The sequence below is a fragment of the Clostridium sp. AF02-29 genome, from assembly GCF_934835585.1.
Classification (GTDB): domain Bacteria; phylum Bacillota; class Clostridia; order Lachnospirales; family Lachnospiraceae; genus Otoolea; species Otoolea fessa.
The window spans coordinates 64400-79035 of sequence record NZ_CAKVZK010000003.1 but is presented as its reverse complement, the minus strand read 5'-3'; the positions used below and the strand labels follow the sequence as shown (position 1 = coordinate 79035).

At 45.6% G+C, this 14636-nt stretch carries 12 protein-coding genes; all 12 read right to left on the bottom strand.

The genetic code is table 11. The features are described from left to right. Entirely contained in the window at nucleotides 1-2064 is a 2064-nt protein-coding gene (locus PUQ60_RS01695) for a hydantoinase/oxoprolinase family protein (RefSeq protein WP_273380282.1), read from the bottom strand. 168 nt (nucleotides 2065-2232) lie between these two features. Further along, a complete protein-coding gene (locus PUQ60_RS01690) occupies nucleotides 2233-3069 on the bottom strand; it encodes a sugar phosphate isomerase/epimerase family protein (protein WP_273380284.1) in 837 nt (278 codons plus the stop codon). A 29-nt stretch (nucleotides 3070-3098) separates the two neighbouring features. Beyond that, the gene (locus tag PUQ60_RS01685) at nucleotides 3099-4001 is read right to left on the bottom strand and encodes a fructoselysine 6-kinase (RefSeq protein WP_273380285.1); all 903 of its coding nucleotides are present in this window, start codon (nucleotides 3999-4001) and stop codon (nucleotides 3099-3101) included. Nucleotides 4002-4129: 128 nt separating this feature from the next. Continuing rightward, complete coding sequence (locus tag PUQ60_RS01680) at nucleotides 4130-5218, bottom strand: TRAP transporter substrate-binding protein (RefSeq protein ID WP_273380287.1); 1089 nt, start codon at nucleotides 5216-5218, stop codon at nucleotides 4130-4132. 50 nt (nucleotides 5219-5268) lie between these two features. Further along, nucleotides 5269-6564, bottom strand: coding sequence for a TRAP transporter large permease (locus PUQ60_RS01675; protein WP_273380289.1), 1296 nt, complete (start codon nucleotides 6562-6564; stop codon nucleotides 5269-5271). Further along, nucleotides 6557-7009: a TRAP transporter small permease subunit gene (locus PUQ60_RS01670; protein ID WP_270224273.1), complete on the bottom strand. Its 453-nt coding sequence runs from the start codon at nucleotides 7007-7009 to the stop codon at nucleotides 6557-6559. The genes PUQ60_RS01675 and PUQ60_RS01670 overlap by 8 nt, the downstream gene beginning before the upstream one ends. Before the next feature lie 544 nt (nucleotides 7010-7553). Beyond that, on the bottom strand, nucleotides 7554-8777 hold the full coding sequence (locus PUQ60_RS01665; protein WP_273380291.1) for an MFS transporter: 1224 nt from the start codon (nucleotides 8775-8777) through the stop codon (nucleotides 7554-7556). Beyond that, the gene (locus PUQ60_RS01660; protein ID WP_273380292.1) at nucleotides 8774-9865 is read right to left on the bottom strand and encodes a sialidase family protein; all 1092 of its coding nucleotides are present in this window, start codon (nucleotides 9863-9865) and stop codon (nucleotides 8774-8776) included. The genes PUQ60_RS01665 and PUQ60_RS01660 overlap by 4 nt, the downstream gene beginning before the upstream one ends. Before the next feature lie 14 nt (nucleotides 9866-9879). Continuing rightward, nucleotides 9880-10320 carry an RbsD/FucU family protein gene (locus PUQ60_RS01655; RefSeq protein ID WP_273380294.1) on the bottom strand — a complete coding sequence of 147 codons (441 nt, stop codon included), beginning with the start codon at nucleotides 10318-10320 and terminating at the stop codon, nucleotides 9880-9882. A 161-nt stretch (nucleotides 10321-10481) separates the two neighbouring features. Beyond that, on the bottom strand, nucleotides 10482-11747 hold the full coding sequence (locus PUQ60_RS01650; RefSeq protein WP_273380296.1) for a diaminopimelate decarboxylase: 1266 nt from the start codon (nucleotides 11745-11747) through the stop codon (nucleotides 10482-10484). A 271-nt stretch (nucleotides 11748-12018) separates the two neighbouring features. Then, nucleotides 12019-13473, bottom strand: a complete 1455-nt coding sequence (gene pyk, locus PUQ60_RS01645; RefSeq protein ID WP_273380298.1) for a pyruvate kinase — start codon at nucleotides 13471-13473, stop codon at nucleotides 12019-12021. Between the two features lie 111 nt (nucleotides 13474-13584). Further along, on the bottom strand, nucleotides 13585-14427 hold the full coding sequence (locus PUQ60_RS01640; protein ID WP_022359663.1) for a hypothetical protein: 843 nt from the start codon (nucleotides 14425-14427) through the stop codon (nucleotides 13585-13587). Between the last annotated feature and the right edge of the window lie 209 nt (nucleotides 14428-14636).

The following is a 14636-nucleotide window of genomic DNA, read 5'->3' as shown; positions in this document are numbered from 1 at the left end:
TTACTTCGCCTCCTCATCATGAATCTTTAAGTTGTGATATCCATCAACGTGGATTACCCATCCTTTCGGAACCACTAACGTAGTATCCATCTGTTCGCAGATGCACGGACCAGGAATCGACTGACCCGGAACAAATTTATCTCTTAAGTAGACCGGTGTTTCAACATACTCATCACTGTTCTGGAACAGAACCTGACGAACTTCGATCGGTTCCGGAATCGGTGCCTCCGGATGAAGCTCTGCTGCTTTCAGGTCCGGTTTATCGATAACGCCGATAGCGGATACACGATAACTTACAAACTGTACAATCGCATCTTCTTTGCAATAGCCGTAGCTTCTCTTATGCTCTGCATGGAAATCAGCCAGTGCTTTCTTCAAAGTCTCTTCCGTCATCTTTCCTGCCGGAACCGGAATGCTGATCTCAAAGTTCTGACGCTGATAACGCATATCAACGGCAAATTCAAAGTAACGTCTGTCTGCCGGAACACCTTCTTTATCCAGAAGACCGGTTCCCTGCTCTACCATGTTATCAAACTGCTCATTGATGTCATCTAAGTTTCCGGCTTCACCATTCATGATCTTAGTTCTGGATAAGTCGAATTTTGTATCTGCCAGAAGAAGTCCGAGACTACAAAGAGTACCTGGATGCGGCGGAATCAATACTTCCTTCATTCCCAGTTCTTTTGCCACCTCGCATGCATGAAGCGGACCGGCGCCTCCGAATGCCATCAGGCTGAATTCGCGGACATCATATCCCTTTTCTACGGATACACTTCGAATCGCACGAACCATGTTGGAGTTTACGACTGTGATAATACCGTTCGCTGCTCGTTTCATATCCAGGTTGGATTTATCACAGATTTTTGTCTTGACAGCGTTTTTAGCCAGTTCAATATCTACATCCATTCTGCCGCCAAGAATCTTCTTCTGATTCAGCTTGCCAAGAACAATATTGGCATCTGTTACGCAAGGATTCTCACCGCCGCGCATATAGCAGGCCGGTCCAGGTGTTGCGCCCGCACTCTTAGGTCCTACCTTTAAGGCACCGCCTTCATCAATCTTTGCAATGGAACCGCCGCCGGCACCGATGGTAATGATATTAATCATCGGGATTCTGGCCGGATATCCTTCGACATAACGCTCATTGGATACCTGCGGTGTATAATTTTCAATTAAGGAAATATCTGCGCTGGTACCACCCATATCAAAGGTAATAATCTTGTCTGCTTCGCACTGTTTGCCAATATATGCAGCTGCGATAACACCGGCACTCGGTCCGGACAATGCTGTCTTAATCGGGCAGTCGATGGTTTCTTTTATTGAAATGATGGAACCATTGGACTGGGTTACATAGGGCTCTACCTGAATACCAAGCTTCGCAATGGAATCACGGAAATTATTTACATATTTTTCCATAACCGGTCCCAGATAACTATTCATAACCGTTGTACTCATACGGCTGAACTCACGGAACTCCGGTGCCAGTTTACTGGAAATCGTAACGTATGCTTCCGGGAACTCTTCATGAATGATCTCTTCAATTCTTTCTTCATGAACCGGATTAATGAATGAGAACAAAGTACAAACTGCAATTGCTGTCACACCCTGTGCTTTTAAGTATCGAACGACCTCTCTTGTTTCGTTCTCATCCAGCGGAGTCTCAACACTTCCGTCGTAACGGATTCTCTCTGTTACCGTACAGTTTAAACCGGACGGAACCAGTGGATACGGTTTCTGTGCCTGCAGATTGTAAAGAGAAGGACGTCTCTGGGTTCCGATTTCCATCAGATCCTTAAATCCTTTGGTAGTGATAAGGCCAAGGCGGCAACCTTTCTTCTCGATTAATGCGTTCGTTCCTACGGTTGTACCGTGTGCCAGATAACTAACTTCTTCCGGAGCTGCTTTCTTAATCTCTAATACATCCTGCACGCCCTTTACAATTGCTCTGGACGGATCCGCCGGTGTGGAACTATCCTTGTAATTGAACAACTCACCTGTTTCCTGATTAAAAACAGAAAAATCTGTAAACGTTCCTCCAACGTCTACGCCAATCATATATGACATAGTATTTCCTCCTATGTAGTGTATTTTTCAAGCTGCACCTTCCGGGTATGGTCGTTTACCCATCCGGACTTTTTAGGATGTTGACATCATACAGTTTATGTTGTTATATAACGTCATATCTCCTTTACTGATAACATACTACCATTCTCATCATTTGTCAATACTTTTTCAATCAAAAATTCCATGCTTTTTGAGCCACCTTATGCTCTGTATATCTGCCTGCCTTGGATTAGAGCGATACCTCGGATCATTCTGCTCCAGCGCATACATTCCCTTATATCCAGCTGATTCAAGAATATCCAGATATTCACAGATGGGAAGATCCCCATCCCCAAGGGCCATGTGAACCGCCGGGTGGGAATCATGGAGATGAATATGTGATAATTCTGTTCCATGAGCTAAGTAACGTTCTATCTTCTGGTCCATATAAACCATTTGTCCTATATCCAGCATAGGCTTCATGCTTCCTGAAGGCATAAGGGAAATCATCTCTTTCTGCTGCTCCGGCGTGTTCAGTACGTTCGAAGACAGAGGTGTCAATGTCTCCAGCACAAGTAAAATACCCATTTTCTGAGCCTTTTCAGACAAACGATACAGGCTCTCTTCGCTCCGCTTCCACGCATCCTCCACTGGTTTGTTGAAATAACCGCATCCAGCTGAAACCAACACCTTCGGGCAGTTCAATATTTCTGCTGCATAAAATGCACGTTCAAAATTGCGTATGCTATATTCACGTATTTTTTCATCTTCTGCTGCCAGATTGACCGGATACTGGCATTGCTCCGGCGTGATACAGCATACTGAAATCTCACGGCTCCGAATCTGAGCAGCTTTTTCTTTCATCTGCGCTTCGTCCATCGTATCCAGACAGAAGGAAGGACCTGCTGCCCAGAGTTCCACATTTTGCATTCCCAGTAAAACAGCCGTATCCAGAAAGTACTCGAACGGATACCGCAGATACTGATAGCTCCCCAGTGCAAATCGTTCCTTTGATATCTGCAGCATGACCCTCACTTCCTTTTTTATTTTTGTTTTTATAATTCTCTGTAAATCCGGTCATGCTCAGACTTCGGTACCGGCACACCGTCTCCAAAGGCACCATTCTTCAAGCAGGTTCCTGCTGAAAATACAGCTGCCGCTTTCAATGCCTCTGGAAGTATCTCTGCCCTTATCTCACTGTTTTTCCAGCTTCCCTCCGGTTGTGTTTCCAGCTTTTTCAAGATGGTAATCAGCATAGCAGTGGCAAAGCTGTCTCCGGCTCCCATGGTATCCACCGGAGTGACATAATCCGGCAGCTGGCGATAAAACCGCTCCCCATCAAAAACCGTTGCTCCCTTACTTCCACGGGTAGCTGTCACCACACTGCATCCCTTTTCATGCAGCTTCCGGCACAGTTTTTCTGTCTCCTCATCATTCAAATCACTACAGGATAAAAATGCGAAATCAATATATGGGCAGACACGTTCCACCCTGTCTTCCTCATTCCAGCGATACGAAAAATCATAGCTTACCAAGGGAGAAAGTCCATGCAGGGCTGGAAGCAGCCCATCGGTAAAGCCATTGTTGGTTGTATGAATCAAATTAAAACCATCTGCATATTCCAGATCCTCTTTTTCCAGATAAATTGGATGCTGCTGCAGAACACCACCTTTATTGCTTCCTTTAAATACACGATCTCCATCTACAAGAGTTACTCTGGCAAAGCCATTTTCTCCTTCATAGATGCGGCAATGACTGTGTCCGACTCCGTGAGCATCTAAAGATGCCTGCACGTGATCCGCTACTGCATCCTTTCCAAATACTCCCATAAAATCCGATTCTGCTCCCAGCATTCTGGCATATACCGCAAAGTTTACTGCCTGACCACCCGGATACATAGTTCCGGTATGCAGATATACATCACACACATTATCTCCAAGACCTAATACTTTCACCATTTTCTGTTTCCTCCTGTATTTTTATCAATTAAATTTGTTTTGAAACGAAAAGCGGCCGCCTGGAAGAGGCCGCCATTTCCTGGCAGTTCTGTCCCAAGCGGCAGCATTATTCTTAATTTAAATTTTACTTATTTATTAAACTGACGAGTCTGATCATAGAGATCCTTGGTTGTAAAGAAGCCTTCATCCTGAAGCTCTTTTCCTAACGGTTCTGTTGCATCAATAAATGCCTGGCGATCAATGTCACAGAATGTTACGCCGCCTTCGTTAATTAACCACTCTTTATCTTCCTCCCACTTGTCGAGAGTTCTTTCAGAATGATGAGAAGCTACCTGTGCTGCTGCATCAGAAATTACTTTCTGATCTTCTTCCGATAAGCTGTTCCAGAACTGAGTGGAGAAGCAGATCTGCTCAACCGGATATGCGTAATCCACATCTGCTACATATTTTGCAGACTCATAGAGGCCTGAAGAACGATAGGAGTCTTTCGAACACTCACCACCGTCAACTACGCCCTGCATTAAAGCAAATGGATATTCAGACCAGGCAACTACAACCGGAGTTGCTCCCATCGCTCTCGCATTCTTCTCGAAAATCGGAAGGTTCGGGATACGGTACTTCATGCCAACCATATCTTTCGGGCTCTTGATCTCTCTGTTTGCAAAGAAGATACGCGGATTCTTCTGGAATTCAAAGTTTACTACGTGAATTCCCTGATTATCCAGGCTCTCCCAGATTGGATCTGCCACATCACTCTTTAAGTAATTAATCATGGAATCGTAATTGTTAAATGCAAATGCCATGGAAAGAATGTTTAAATCAGATTCATAGGTTGCCAGAGTGTCTAAGGCACACATCATGCCCTCCTGGAGTCCTACCTGCAGATTCTCCAGCATCGTGGTCTCATTGCCAAGCTGCTCTGCGGGATAAAACTCAAAGTAATATCTGTCACCGATCTTATCATTTACCAGATCACAGAACTCTTCACAGGACTGTGGTGCCGGCTCTCCGATGGCTCCGGAGTTACCGAATTTGACAACCTTTGCTCCAGCCGGAGCCGGTTTTGTTTCCACTGTATCAGCTCCGCCTTCCGTCTTATCGGTGGCCTGTGCGGATGCCTGAGCAGATGTGGTGGTCTGCGCAGTGGATGATCCACAGCCAGCTAATGTGCCTACAGCCATCGCTGCCGTCAGGGCAAGTGCAAGTTTCTTCTTCATAAATTTTCCTCCTTAAATTGTGTACTTTATACGATCTTAATCTCTTACTCTTACATGGATCCTAACAGTCTCGGAAGGAACATGGTCAGCGGCTCCCAGAATGTTGTAATCATCAGTGTAATAAACATCGGGATCAGGAACTGTACCGTATATTTCAGTGCAGTTTCAAATTTATTACCGGTCGCCTTCGCTGTTACAAACAACGCTGGTGCCATCGGCGGAGTGATTAATCCAAGTGTTACATTCAGTACGGCCATAACACCCATCTGAACATAGCTCATACCAAGAGCCGTTGCCAGATTCATAAGAAGCGGTGCCACCATAATCAGAATCTGCATGGAACCAATAAAGCAGCCCAGGAATAATAACATTGCATTTAATATTAAAAGAATGATGATTTTATTTCCTAAGGACATCAGAAGAGTTGTCATAAAACCAATCAGACCACTGGTTACAATTACCCAGTTAAATACAAGACCGGTTGCACACAGACACATGGACATACCCGCGCTGGCTAATGTATCCTTTAAGGCCTTTGTCAGCATCTTAAAGCTAAAACGTTTTAAGCAGATAGCCAGGATGACGCAATACATAGCCGCTACAACGGAGCACTCTGTAGGGGTAAAGATACCGGTCATAATACCAAGAACCAGGATAGCAGGTCCTCCCAGTGCCGGAAGTGATGTATACAAAGAATGGAAGCGCTCACTCCAGGATGCCTTCGGTGCCCGCGGGCAGGCAATGTGCTGGGTTTTCACTGCAATCGGAATCCAGATCATCATGGCCACGCCCATCAGGACACCCGGTCCCATACCAGCCTGGAACATAGCCAGTGTGGAGGTCTGGCTTAAGAATGCCCAGACAACGAAGTTGATGGACGGCGGAATAATCGGTCCGATACCTGCGGATGCTGCCGTTACTGCTACCGAGAAGTCCGGATCGTATCCGGCTTTTGACATCGCACTTACCTCAATGGTTCCAAGTCCTCCGGCATCTGCCAGAGCTGAACCGGACATTCCGGCAAATACCATGGAAGATAATACATTGGCATGTGCAAGTCCTCCCGGGAGATGACCGATCCATTTTTCAAACATTCCAAATAGTCGGTCCGTTAGTCCCACTTCATTCATAAAGCATCCTACAAAGAGGAATGCCGGTAATGCCAGCATGTTGAAATCAGCCAGGGAGTTTGCTGTTTTCTGTGCAAACATGACAAAGGATTGATGGTTAAATACAATGAATTCAAACGCTGAAGCCAGCATTGCGTATGCAATCGGTACTTCCAGAAGAATTAATACCACAAAGGTGATAAAATAGACGGCTAAATAGGGATCCAGATTAGTCAAGAAGACCGCCTCCTTCCTTTTCTACCGGTACACAGATGGATTCATCTCCGGTAATTACAAATGCGATTGCCTTATATGCAGACATTACCAGCATAATCACTCCCATCACCAGAACCGGCAATGCATAGTAATAACCCTTGCTGATAGGAAGTCCTCCAACGGGAGGCATCTTCTTCTGCATCTGAAACAGCTGCCAGGATGCCGGAATATAAACCCAGCTTATCACAACAATCAAAAAGTTCGTAAATGTAAACATTCCTCTGCGAAATGCCTTTGGCATACGGTTCATGATAAACTCCAGAACTGCATGACCATTGTCCCAATAAACGGTACACCATCCAAGACACATGGACCATATCATCAGTGCGGTTACACATTCATCAATTCCGTATATAGGATGCTTAAATATAAAACGCATCAATACCTGAAGGAACAATAGTGCCATAAAAGCGAATATCATGTATCCGGTAAATACTTCCACCACACTATTCGCTTTATCCATAGCCTTACCAATTGAATAGATACTTTTCTTCATACTCTAATTGCCGCGCTTCGCTGCTGCGAATACGTACTCTCCTTCCTTTAAAATTAATTTCTATCATATAATGTCATGTGCTATAAGGGGTTTCTGGTTTTCTCTGCTCTGGCCGACCTATCCATTCAAATACTCGTCCAGATTCCCTTATATTATAACACCTCAAAAGACATCATATATCGTTATGTTATTTTTACCATACTTTGATTCATTTTGCAAGTATAAATTTATTTTTCATCGTCGCTTTTTATATTATCATAGGTTTTCCCCTTTCTTTTTTGTGAATTTTGTCAACTTTTGATTCATTTGCGTTATTATATGCAAAAAGCGGAACCCTCTCCTTCGTTGGAGAGCAGTTCCGCTTTCATCTTATGATGCCAAAGTCAAAAGAAATTTCGTCCTTTTAGGTCATCATATAACATCATATAATCTTCTAGCATTTGTTATGCTATCACTATATATTTTCATTGTCAAATTTCTCTTTAAAAAATGCAAAAAAAAGCAAATTTATACTTCCTAATATTAAGCTAAGGAGAATCAGGCTTCCCGGATGAAACAGGTCACACAGTTTTCCTCCTGCCAGATTCGCACATACGGTTCCGATCACACTGCTGATGGTCAGACCAATGGAAATACTAAAGCTTTTCAGACGTTCATCCGATGTTTCCGCAAAACACTCTACGCTGGCACTCATATAAAGGGCAAAACTGACGGACTGAAGAATCTGTCCCATATAAAGAGACCACTCGCCCCAAAAGAGCTGAAAACAAATCGGACGAAGCAGGTTTGTGCCCAAAGCTGCTGCCATCCCCCAGAGGGCCGGATAGGTTTTCTTTTTTCCAATATAGGCCAACAAAAGCAGACTCAAAAACTCTACGGCTGCTCCTATTCCACAAACATTTCCAAATAATTCCGCATCTCCTCCACGCTCCGCAATAATCAATGACAGGAAGCTGCCAACTGGCCGATGACTGAACCAATAAAGAGTGCTTATTGTTAAACAAAACAAAAAACGACGGCTTTTTACCAATTGCTGAAACGCCTGAACAAATGAAAGACTTTTCTCTGCCTCCCCTTTCTTTCGATGATTGCCAAGCCTGGTATCCGGAAGCAGGATGAGAAATGGAATCATCATAAGAAATAAAAGAATCTGCATCTGAAAATAACGATTCCATCCCCAGTGTTTGAAATAAAATCCTCCAATCACTGACATCACTGCAAATCCAATGGAACCACCGGCACGAATCCGGCTGTATATCAATCCCGGATAACTTTCCTTACTTAAATTAACCCAGGCATCCATCAGCTGACTAAAGGGATAGGCCAATCCGGCTGCCAGAACCAGCCCCGGCAGAAGCAGCCATGACTGGTCCATGAATTTTGTGCAAAAGGCACACACCATTGATACGATACCGATACAAACTAAAAGGTATCTTCTGGTGGGCAGAAATGTATCTGTTATATAGCCTCCCACCGGTTCCATCAAAAGATTGGCCAAAAATGTCAAACTGGTAATAATTCCGCAGACTGTGGCGCTATAGCCCTGCTCTGTTAAAAACAAAACGATGAAACTCGAAAAGACACAGTAGACCGCATAATAAATAAAATATGCCGAAAAAAACAGAACGGTACAGCTCCTTTTCCCTTTCACTAATGTATCTTTTCCCGCCCCAGTCATAACAAAACCAAAGGAATAACCGCCAGCGATAATCTCTGATTAAAAATACAGTTTCCATCCTGCCAGCCTTCCTCGTAAAAGCAAGCAATCGCATCCTTTCCTGCAAGATCCGATGCTCCCCCTTCTTCTGCTATCATAAGTCCATCGTTCCATGTAACACCATCATCTTTACTAAGCCGAATCGTGAGCTTCTGACGAGCGTCAAGACTCCAGCGAACAGATTCTCCCTGTTTCTGCCGTTCCAGCGCCGGTTCATCTCCATAGGCACAATTAACAAAAGCCATCTTCCCATCTGACAGTGACAAAAGAGCGCCTCCACAGATTGGATCCGGAAGTTCTTGATTTAACCAGGGTTCTCCCCAGCGTATAGTATCTTCCCCATCTATCTCTTTTTTGCTTTCACAAAAAGCTCTTCTTCTGACTCCCGGAATTTCATGGCGCATGGTTGCAAGCAGTGTTCCATCACTCCGTTCTGCCACGGAGCTTTCTGTGGGATCGCCAACCCCGTTTCCCGCCGGAACCACACTGCTGCATCTCCATGTTTTTCCTTGATCCTGACTGGATAGACATGCAAAACAAGCTGGGAGATGGGCATTTTCCCCACGGCTCAGCCACAATGGAAGTATCAGTGTCCCATCTTTTTTGCTTATTCCATGACCAGGTGCAATCGCCCACAATGTAACCGGCCATTCTTTCCGGAATCCGTCAATCAGGGATGTCAACTCCCTTTCCGTTCCAAATGAAACACCATTATCATCGCTTTCTTTCAAAAATAATCTCTTATAATCCTGACACCAGAAAAAATAGAGCTTTCCCTCCGCTGCTGCTATTAACAAGGGATTATGAATCAGCTCATCGTCTTTGGGAGAAACCATCGTAACCCGCTCGCCGATTGGCTCTATCGTTTCACCTGTCATGCGATATCTTCTTAAAAACAGAGTTCGGCTGTTTCCTCCATCTTTTCTTCCTTCATAGGTCAGGAGCAAATCCCCATTGGAGGCTGTCACGATTCCCGGTACGCGATAGGAATCAAAACCATGCTCATTATTTTCTTCTACCACAATCCGGGTATATTTTTTTTCTGCCATATGGTCCTCCTATCTTACTTCTCCAGTGAAAAAGAACAGTCATATTGTTTTACATATTTATCCATTCCGGAGGCTGAATATAATACCATCGTACAGCAGCTGCCAAAATCACCGGTACGCACTACGACTTTGGCCTTCTGCATCGTTTCCGTTAAGCGATCCTGGCTGATGGTTCCGCCAGGCAACTGCGGCAGCAGCGACTGAATCTTTTGATACATAGCATCATTATACTGGGGCATTAACTCAAACACTTCGTAACGCTCTGCCACCAGGTCGTTCAGGATTGCGCACATTGTCTGTTCAAGGGTTGGAACTCCTCTTATCAGTGACACATCAATTACATTGCAGCCATCCGGAATCGGCATATTAGCATCACAAATCACAATTGCATCCTTATGGCGGGCCGTGGCTAATGCATATCCAAGTTCCGCGTTAATCACCGTGTTCTTAATCATCTGTCTTCCTCCTTTTTAATATGTTATATGATGTCATTATGTTATATGATAAGTATAGAGGAAAGAACAAAAAAGTCAATGCTTTCGATAAAATATGGCATAAAAAGAACGGACTCTGTCACATCTTGTACAGAATCCGTTCTTTTTCAATTTTTTATGGACTAAATATTCTTAAACAGATCACAGAAATCAAAGGTCGCAAAATAATCCTTCGGTGTCTCTGCCCGGCGGATCATCTCCACGGAACCATCCTCTTTCAGGAGCAGTTCAGCCGAGCGCAGCTTTCCGTTGTAGTTGTAACCCATCGAAAAACCATGTGCGCCGGTATCATGGATGACAAGGATATCGCCCATATCGATCTTCGGAAGCATCCGGTCAATCGCAAATTTATCATTGTTCTCGCACAGGGAACCGGTTACATCGTATTTGTGGTCACACGGCTCGTTCTCTTTTCCCATGACCGTGATGTGATGGTATGCGCCGTACATCGCCGGGCGCATCAGGTTGACTGCACACGCGTCCACACCAATATACTCTTTATAGGTGTGTTTCTCATGGATTGCCGTTGTCACAAGGCAGCCATACGGCGCCAGCATGAAACGTCCCATCTCTGTATAAAGCGCTACATCGCCCATGCCAGCCGGAACCAGAACTTCCTCATAAACCTTGCGGACGCCCTCGCCGATTGCAAAGATATCGTTCGGCTCCTGATCCGGGCGGTAAGGAATGCCAACGCCGCCAGACAGGTTGATAAATTTAATATCTGCGCCGGTCTCTTCTTTCAGCTTGACCGCCACCTCAAACAATACCTTCGCAAGCATCGGATAATACTCATTTGTAACCGTATTGCTTGCAAGGAAGGCATGGATACCGAAATGTTTCGCACCTTTTGCTTTCAACACCTTGAATGCCTCAAATAGCTGCTCGGTTGTCATACCGTATTTCGCATCGCCTGGGTTGTCCATGATATCATTGCTGATCTTGAACAGTCCGCCCGGATTGTAACGGCAGCTGATCGTCTCCGGAATATAACCGATCGTCTTCTCCAGGAAAGCAATGTGCGTAAAATCATCAAGGTTGATGATCGCGCCCAGCTCGGCAGCCATCTTGAACTCCTCCGGCGGTGTATCGTTGGAGGAGAACATGATCTTCTCGCCATCGTACTTCATCGCCTTTGCCATCATAAGCTCTGTCAGCGAAGAGCAGTCCACGCCGCATCCAAGTTTCTTTAAAATATCAATTACAAATGGATTCGGTGTTGCCTTTACAGCAAAATACTCTCTGAATCCCTTGTTCCAGGAAAATGCACGCATCAGGCGCTCGCCATTCTCGCGGATTCCCTTTTCATCATACAGGTGGAACGGTGTCGGGTATGTTTTCTTGATCTCCTCCAGCTGCTCCCGTGTTACAAATGGTTTCTTCTCCACTTTTACATCCTCCGAACTAAAATCTACATATAAAACCTAAAAGTCTGGACTACCGGGAACATACACTACTCCCGGCACGCCCAGACTTCTTTGTCCTGCTACTATTTATACACCAAAACCCGTGTTTTATCAACTGATTTCCCGAAAAACGCCCACAAATGGGCGGTATTTTTTCTCGTTTTCTCCGCCAGGACACAACCTCCGGACAAATTGTATCATTTTCCAGATACATCTATGAACCGGGCACAGATTCAGGCGCAGAATCCAGTTTCTACTCTACCACAATTACACGCATAATATTCGTATCGGCTACCGGTTCATGGCGGTTGGCACGTGTCACCACACCCGCGGTTGCAACCACAATTTCACCCTCTTTGACGATACCTTTCTCTTTCAGCAGTTCCACCGATGCAAATAAGAGTGCATCCGTCGATTCAGCGCGTTTTGCATGGAACGGCTTAACACCCCAGTAGAGCTGCATCTGACGGACAGCCGTCATGCTCGGGGAAAGTCCCGCGATCAATGCTTTCGGACGCCATTTCGAAAGCATTCTCGTCGTAAATCCGCTGACACTCGGAGCCACAATGACCGGCGCTTCCAGATCGGAGGCAGTCGCTACGGATGAATAACATACCGTATTAGATATATTTCGAAGATTTTCTGCCGATACCTTTCTTCTCTGGTAGAACATATAATCCAGATATTTCTCCGACTCCTCGGCGATCTGGCTCATCATGCGGACTGCCTCGATCGGGTAACTTCCCATCGCCGTTTCTCCGGACAGCATGACCGCATCGGTTCCCTCGTACACTGCATTCGCCACATCCGATACCTCGGCACGCGTCGGACGCGGGTTGCGGATCATTGAATCGAGCATCTGGGTCGCCGTGATAACGACCTTGCACGCCAGGTTACATTTGCGGATGATCATCTTCTGGATGTGCGGAACTTTCTCTGCCGGAATCTCCACGCCCATATCGCCGCGGGCTACCATGATGCCGTCGCTCGCCTCAATGATGGAATCAATATTTTCAATTCCTTCTTCATTCTCGATTTTCGCGATAATCTGCATGGCAGAACCTTTTTCATCCAGAATCTCCCGGATCTCGCGGATCGCATCGGCATTGCGGACAAACGAAGCCGCCACAAAATCAAAGCCTGCATCCACGCCGAAACGAATGTCTTCCTTATCTTTATCGGTCAGTGCCGGAAGCTTGACACGTACCCCCGGTACATTGACACCCTTCTTCTCGCCCAGCTCGCCTCCATTTTCAATCCGGCAGACGATATCTGTTCCATTGACCTCACGCACGTGCAGCTCGATCAGACCATCGTCAATCAGAATGCGGTCACCCGGCTTTACATCCTCCGCCAGCCCCGCATAGTTGATGTAGCCGCGTGTCTCATCGCCCACGATCTCCTCGGTCGTCAGCGTATACAGATCGCCCTCTTTCAGCGTCACTTTCTTTCCATCTTTTAATTTGCCGGTACGGATTTCCGGTCCCTTGGTATCCAGAAGCGATGCGATCGGAATCCCCAGCTCCTCGCGCACACTCTCCAGAATCTCCAGACGATGTTTATGCTCCGCATGATCGCCATGCGAAAAGTTAAAACGTGCGACATCCATGCCATTTAACGCCAACTCCCTCATAATCTCCCGGTTATCGGTGTTTGGTCCCATTGTGCAGACAATCTTTGTCTTTTTCATTCTGTCATTCCTCCTCATATTCTGTCATTTATCAAGATTTTTCCCATCAGTGAATCATTTATAACCTCTTTTGTATGCTTCATCCAACCTATTTAAATCCCCTGCTAAAAAACAATCCACCGCCTGGTTCTATTTAGAATCTTTCAATTCTTCTTCCGTCACATGTTTATGCGTATACAGGTGATCCATGCAATATTCCATATTTCCCGCACATTTCGAACAATAGCGGAACTCCAGGTTCGGATCGTCCTTCTCGGTACGTCCGCAGACCGCGCATTTGTGACGGGTCAGGGAAATTTTCTGGATCTGCGCTTTCTGCATCTCGTTTTTGAACTTCTGCTTGCGGACCGCCTCTTTCGGGCTGATCTTCCGGTAGTTACGCGTCATCAGGAAGAAAATGATAAAATTGAGCATCGAAACAACAATCTCAATTTTCGCGATAATGCCACCCGTTAAGAAGCTGTAGACCAGAAGCGCTCCGTACATCATTCCAAGGTATTTCGCCCGGATCGGAATGAAAATCAGAAGGAACTGCATCTCCGGGAAGGTGCAGGCAAACGCCAGAAACAGCGATTCATTTAAGTAATACGGGGACATCGGCACCGAAAAGCCGGTCACACCGTACACCAGGAATGCCGCGATGATGTGTCCCAGCACGCCCATAAAGAAAAACATATTAAATCGGAAGGTTCCCCACACGCGCTCCAGCGTCGATCCAATCGAATAATAGAGATACATCGCGAGCAGCGCAAAGAGGACGCCCGACTGAGGCGGGCATACGAGAAAGGTCACGATTCTCCATACCTGTCCCCGCAGGATCGCCGCTGCATCAAGCGCCAGATACTGCACGTAAAAATACGGATTAAACAGGCTCATCACAAATCCAGCCGCATACATCATGATGATATAGTACATCAGATTCGGGATCGCAAACCGACCGAATTTGCGCTCTAATTTTCTAAAAAAATTCATAATTCACATCCTTTGCCGTTTTCCTTTCATTATAGAGAGCGGCGGATTCTTTGTCAAATTATATTCTCGCTTCCACCACGTTATCTTACGGCACATTCGGTTTCAAAAGTGCCTGCCTGCGATCTGTAACGGCTGCATTCCAACTCAGAAAAAGCGGTATTTTCCACTCAGAAAATGCCTTTCCTTGTACAGAGCACATTCTCCCATTA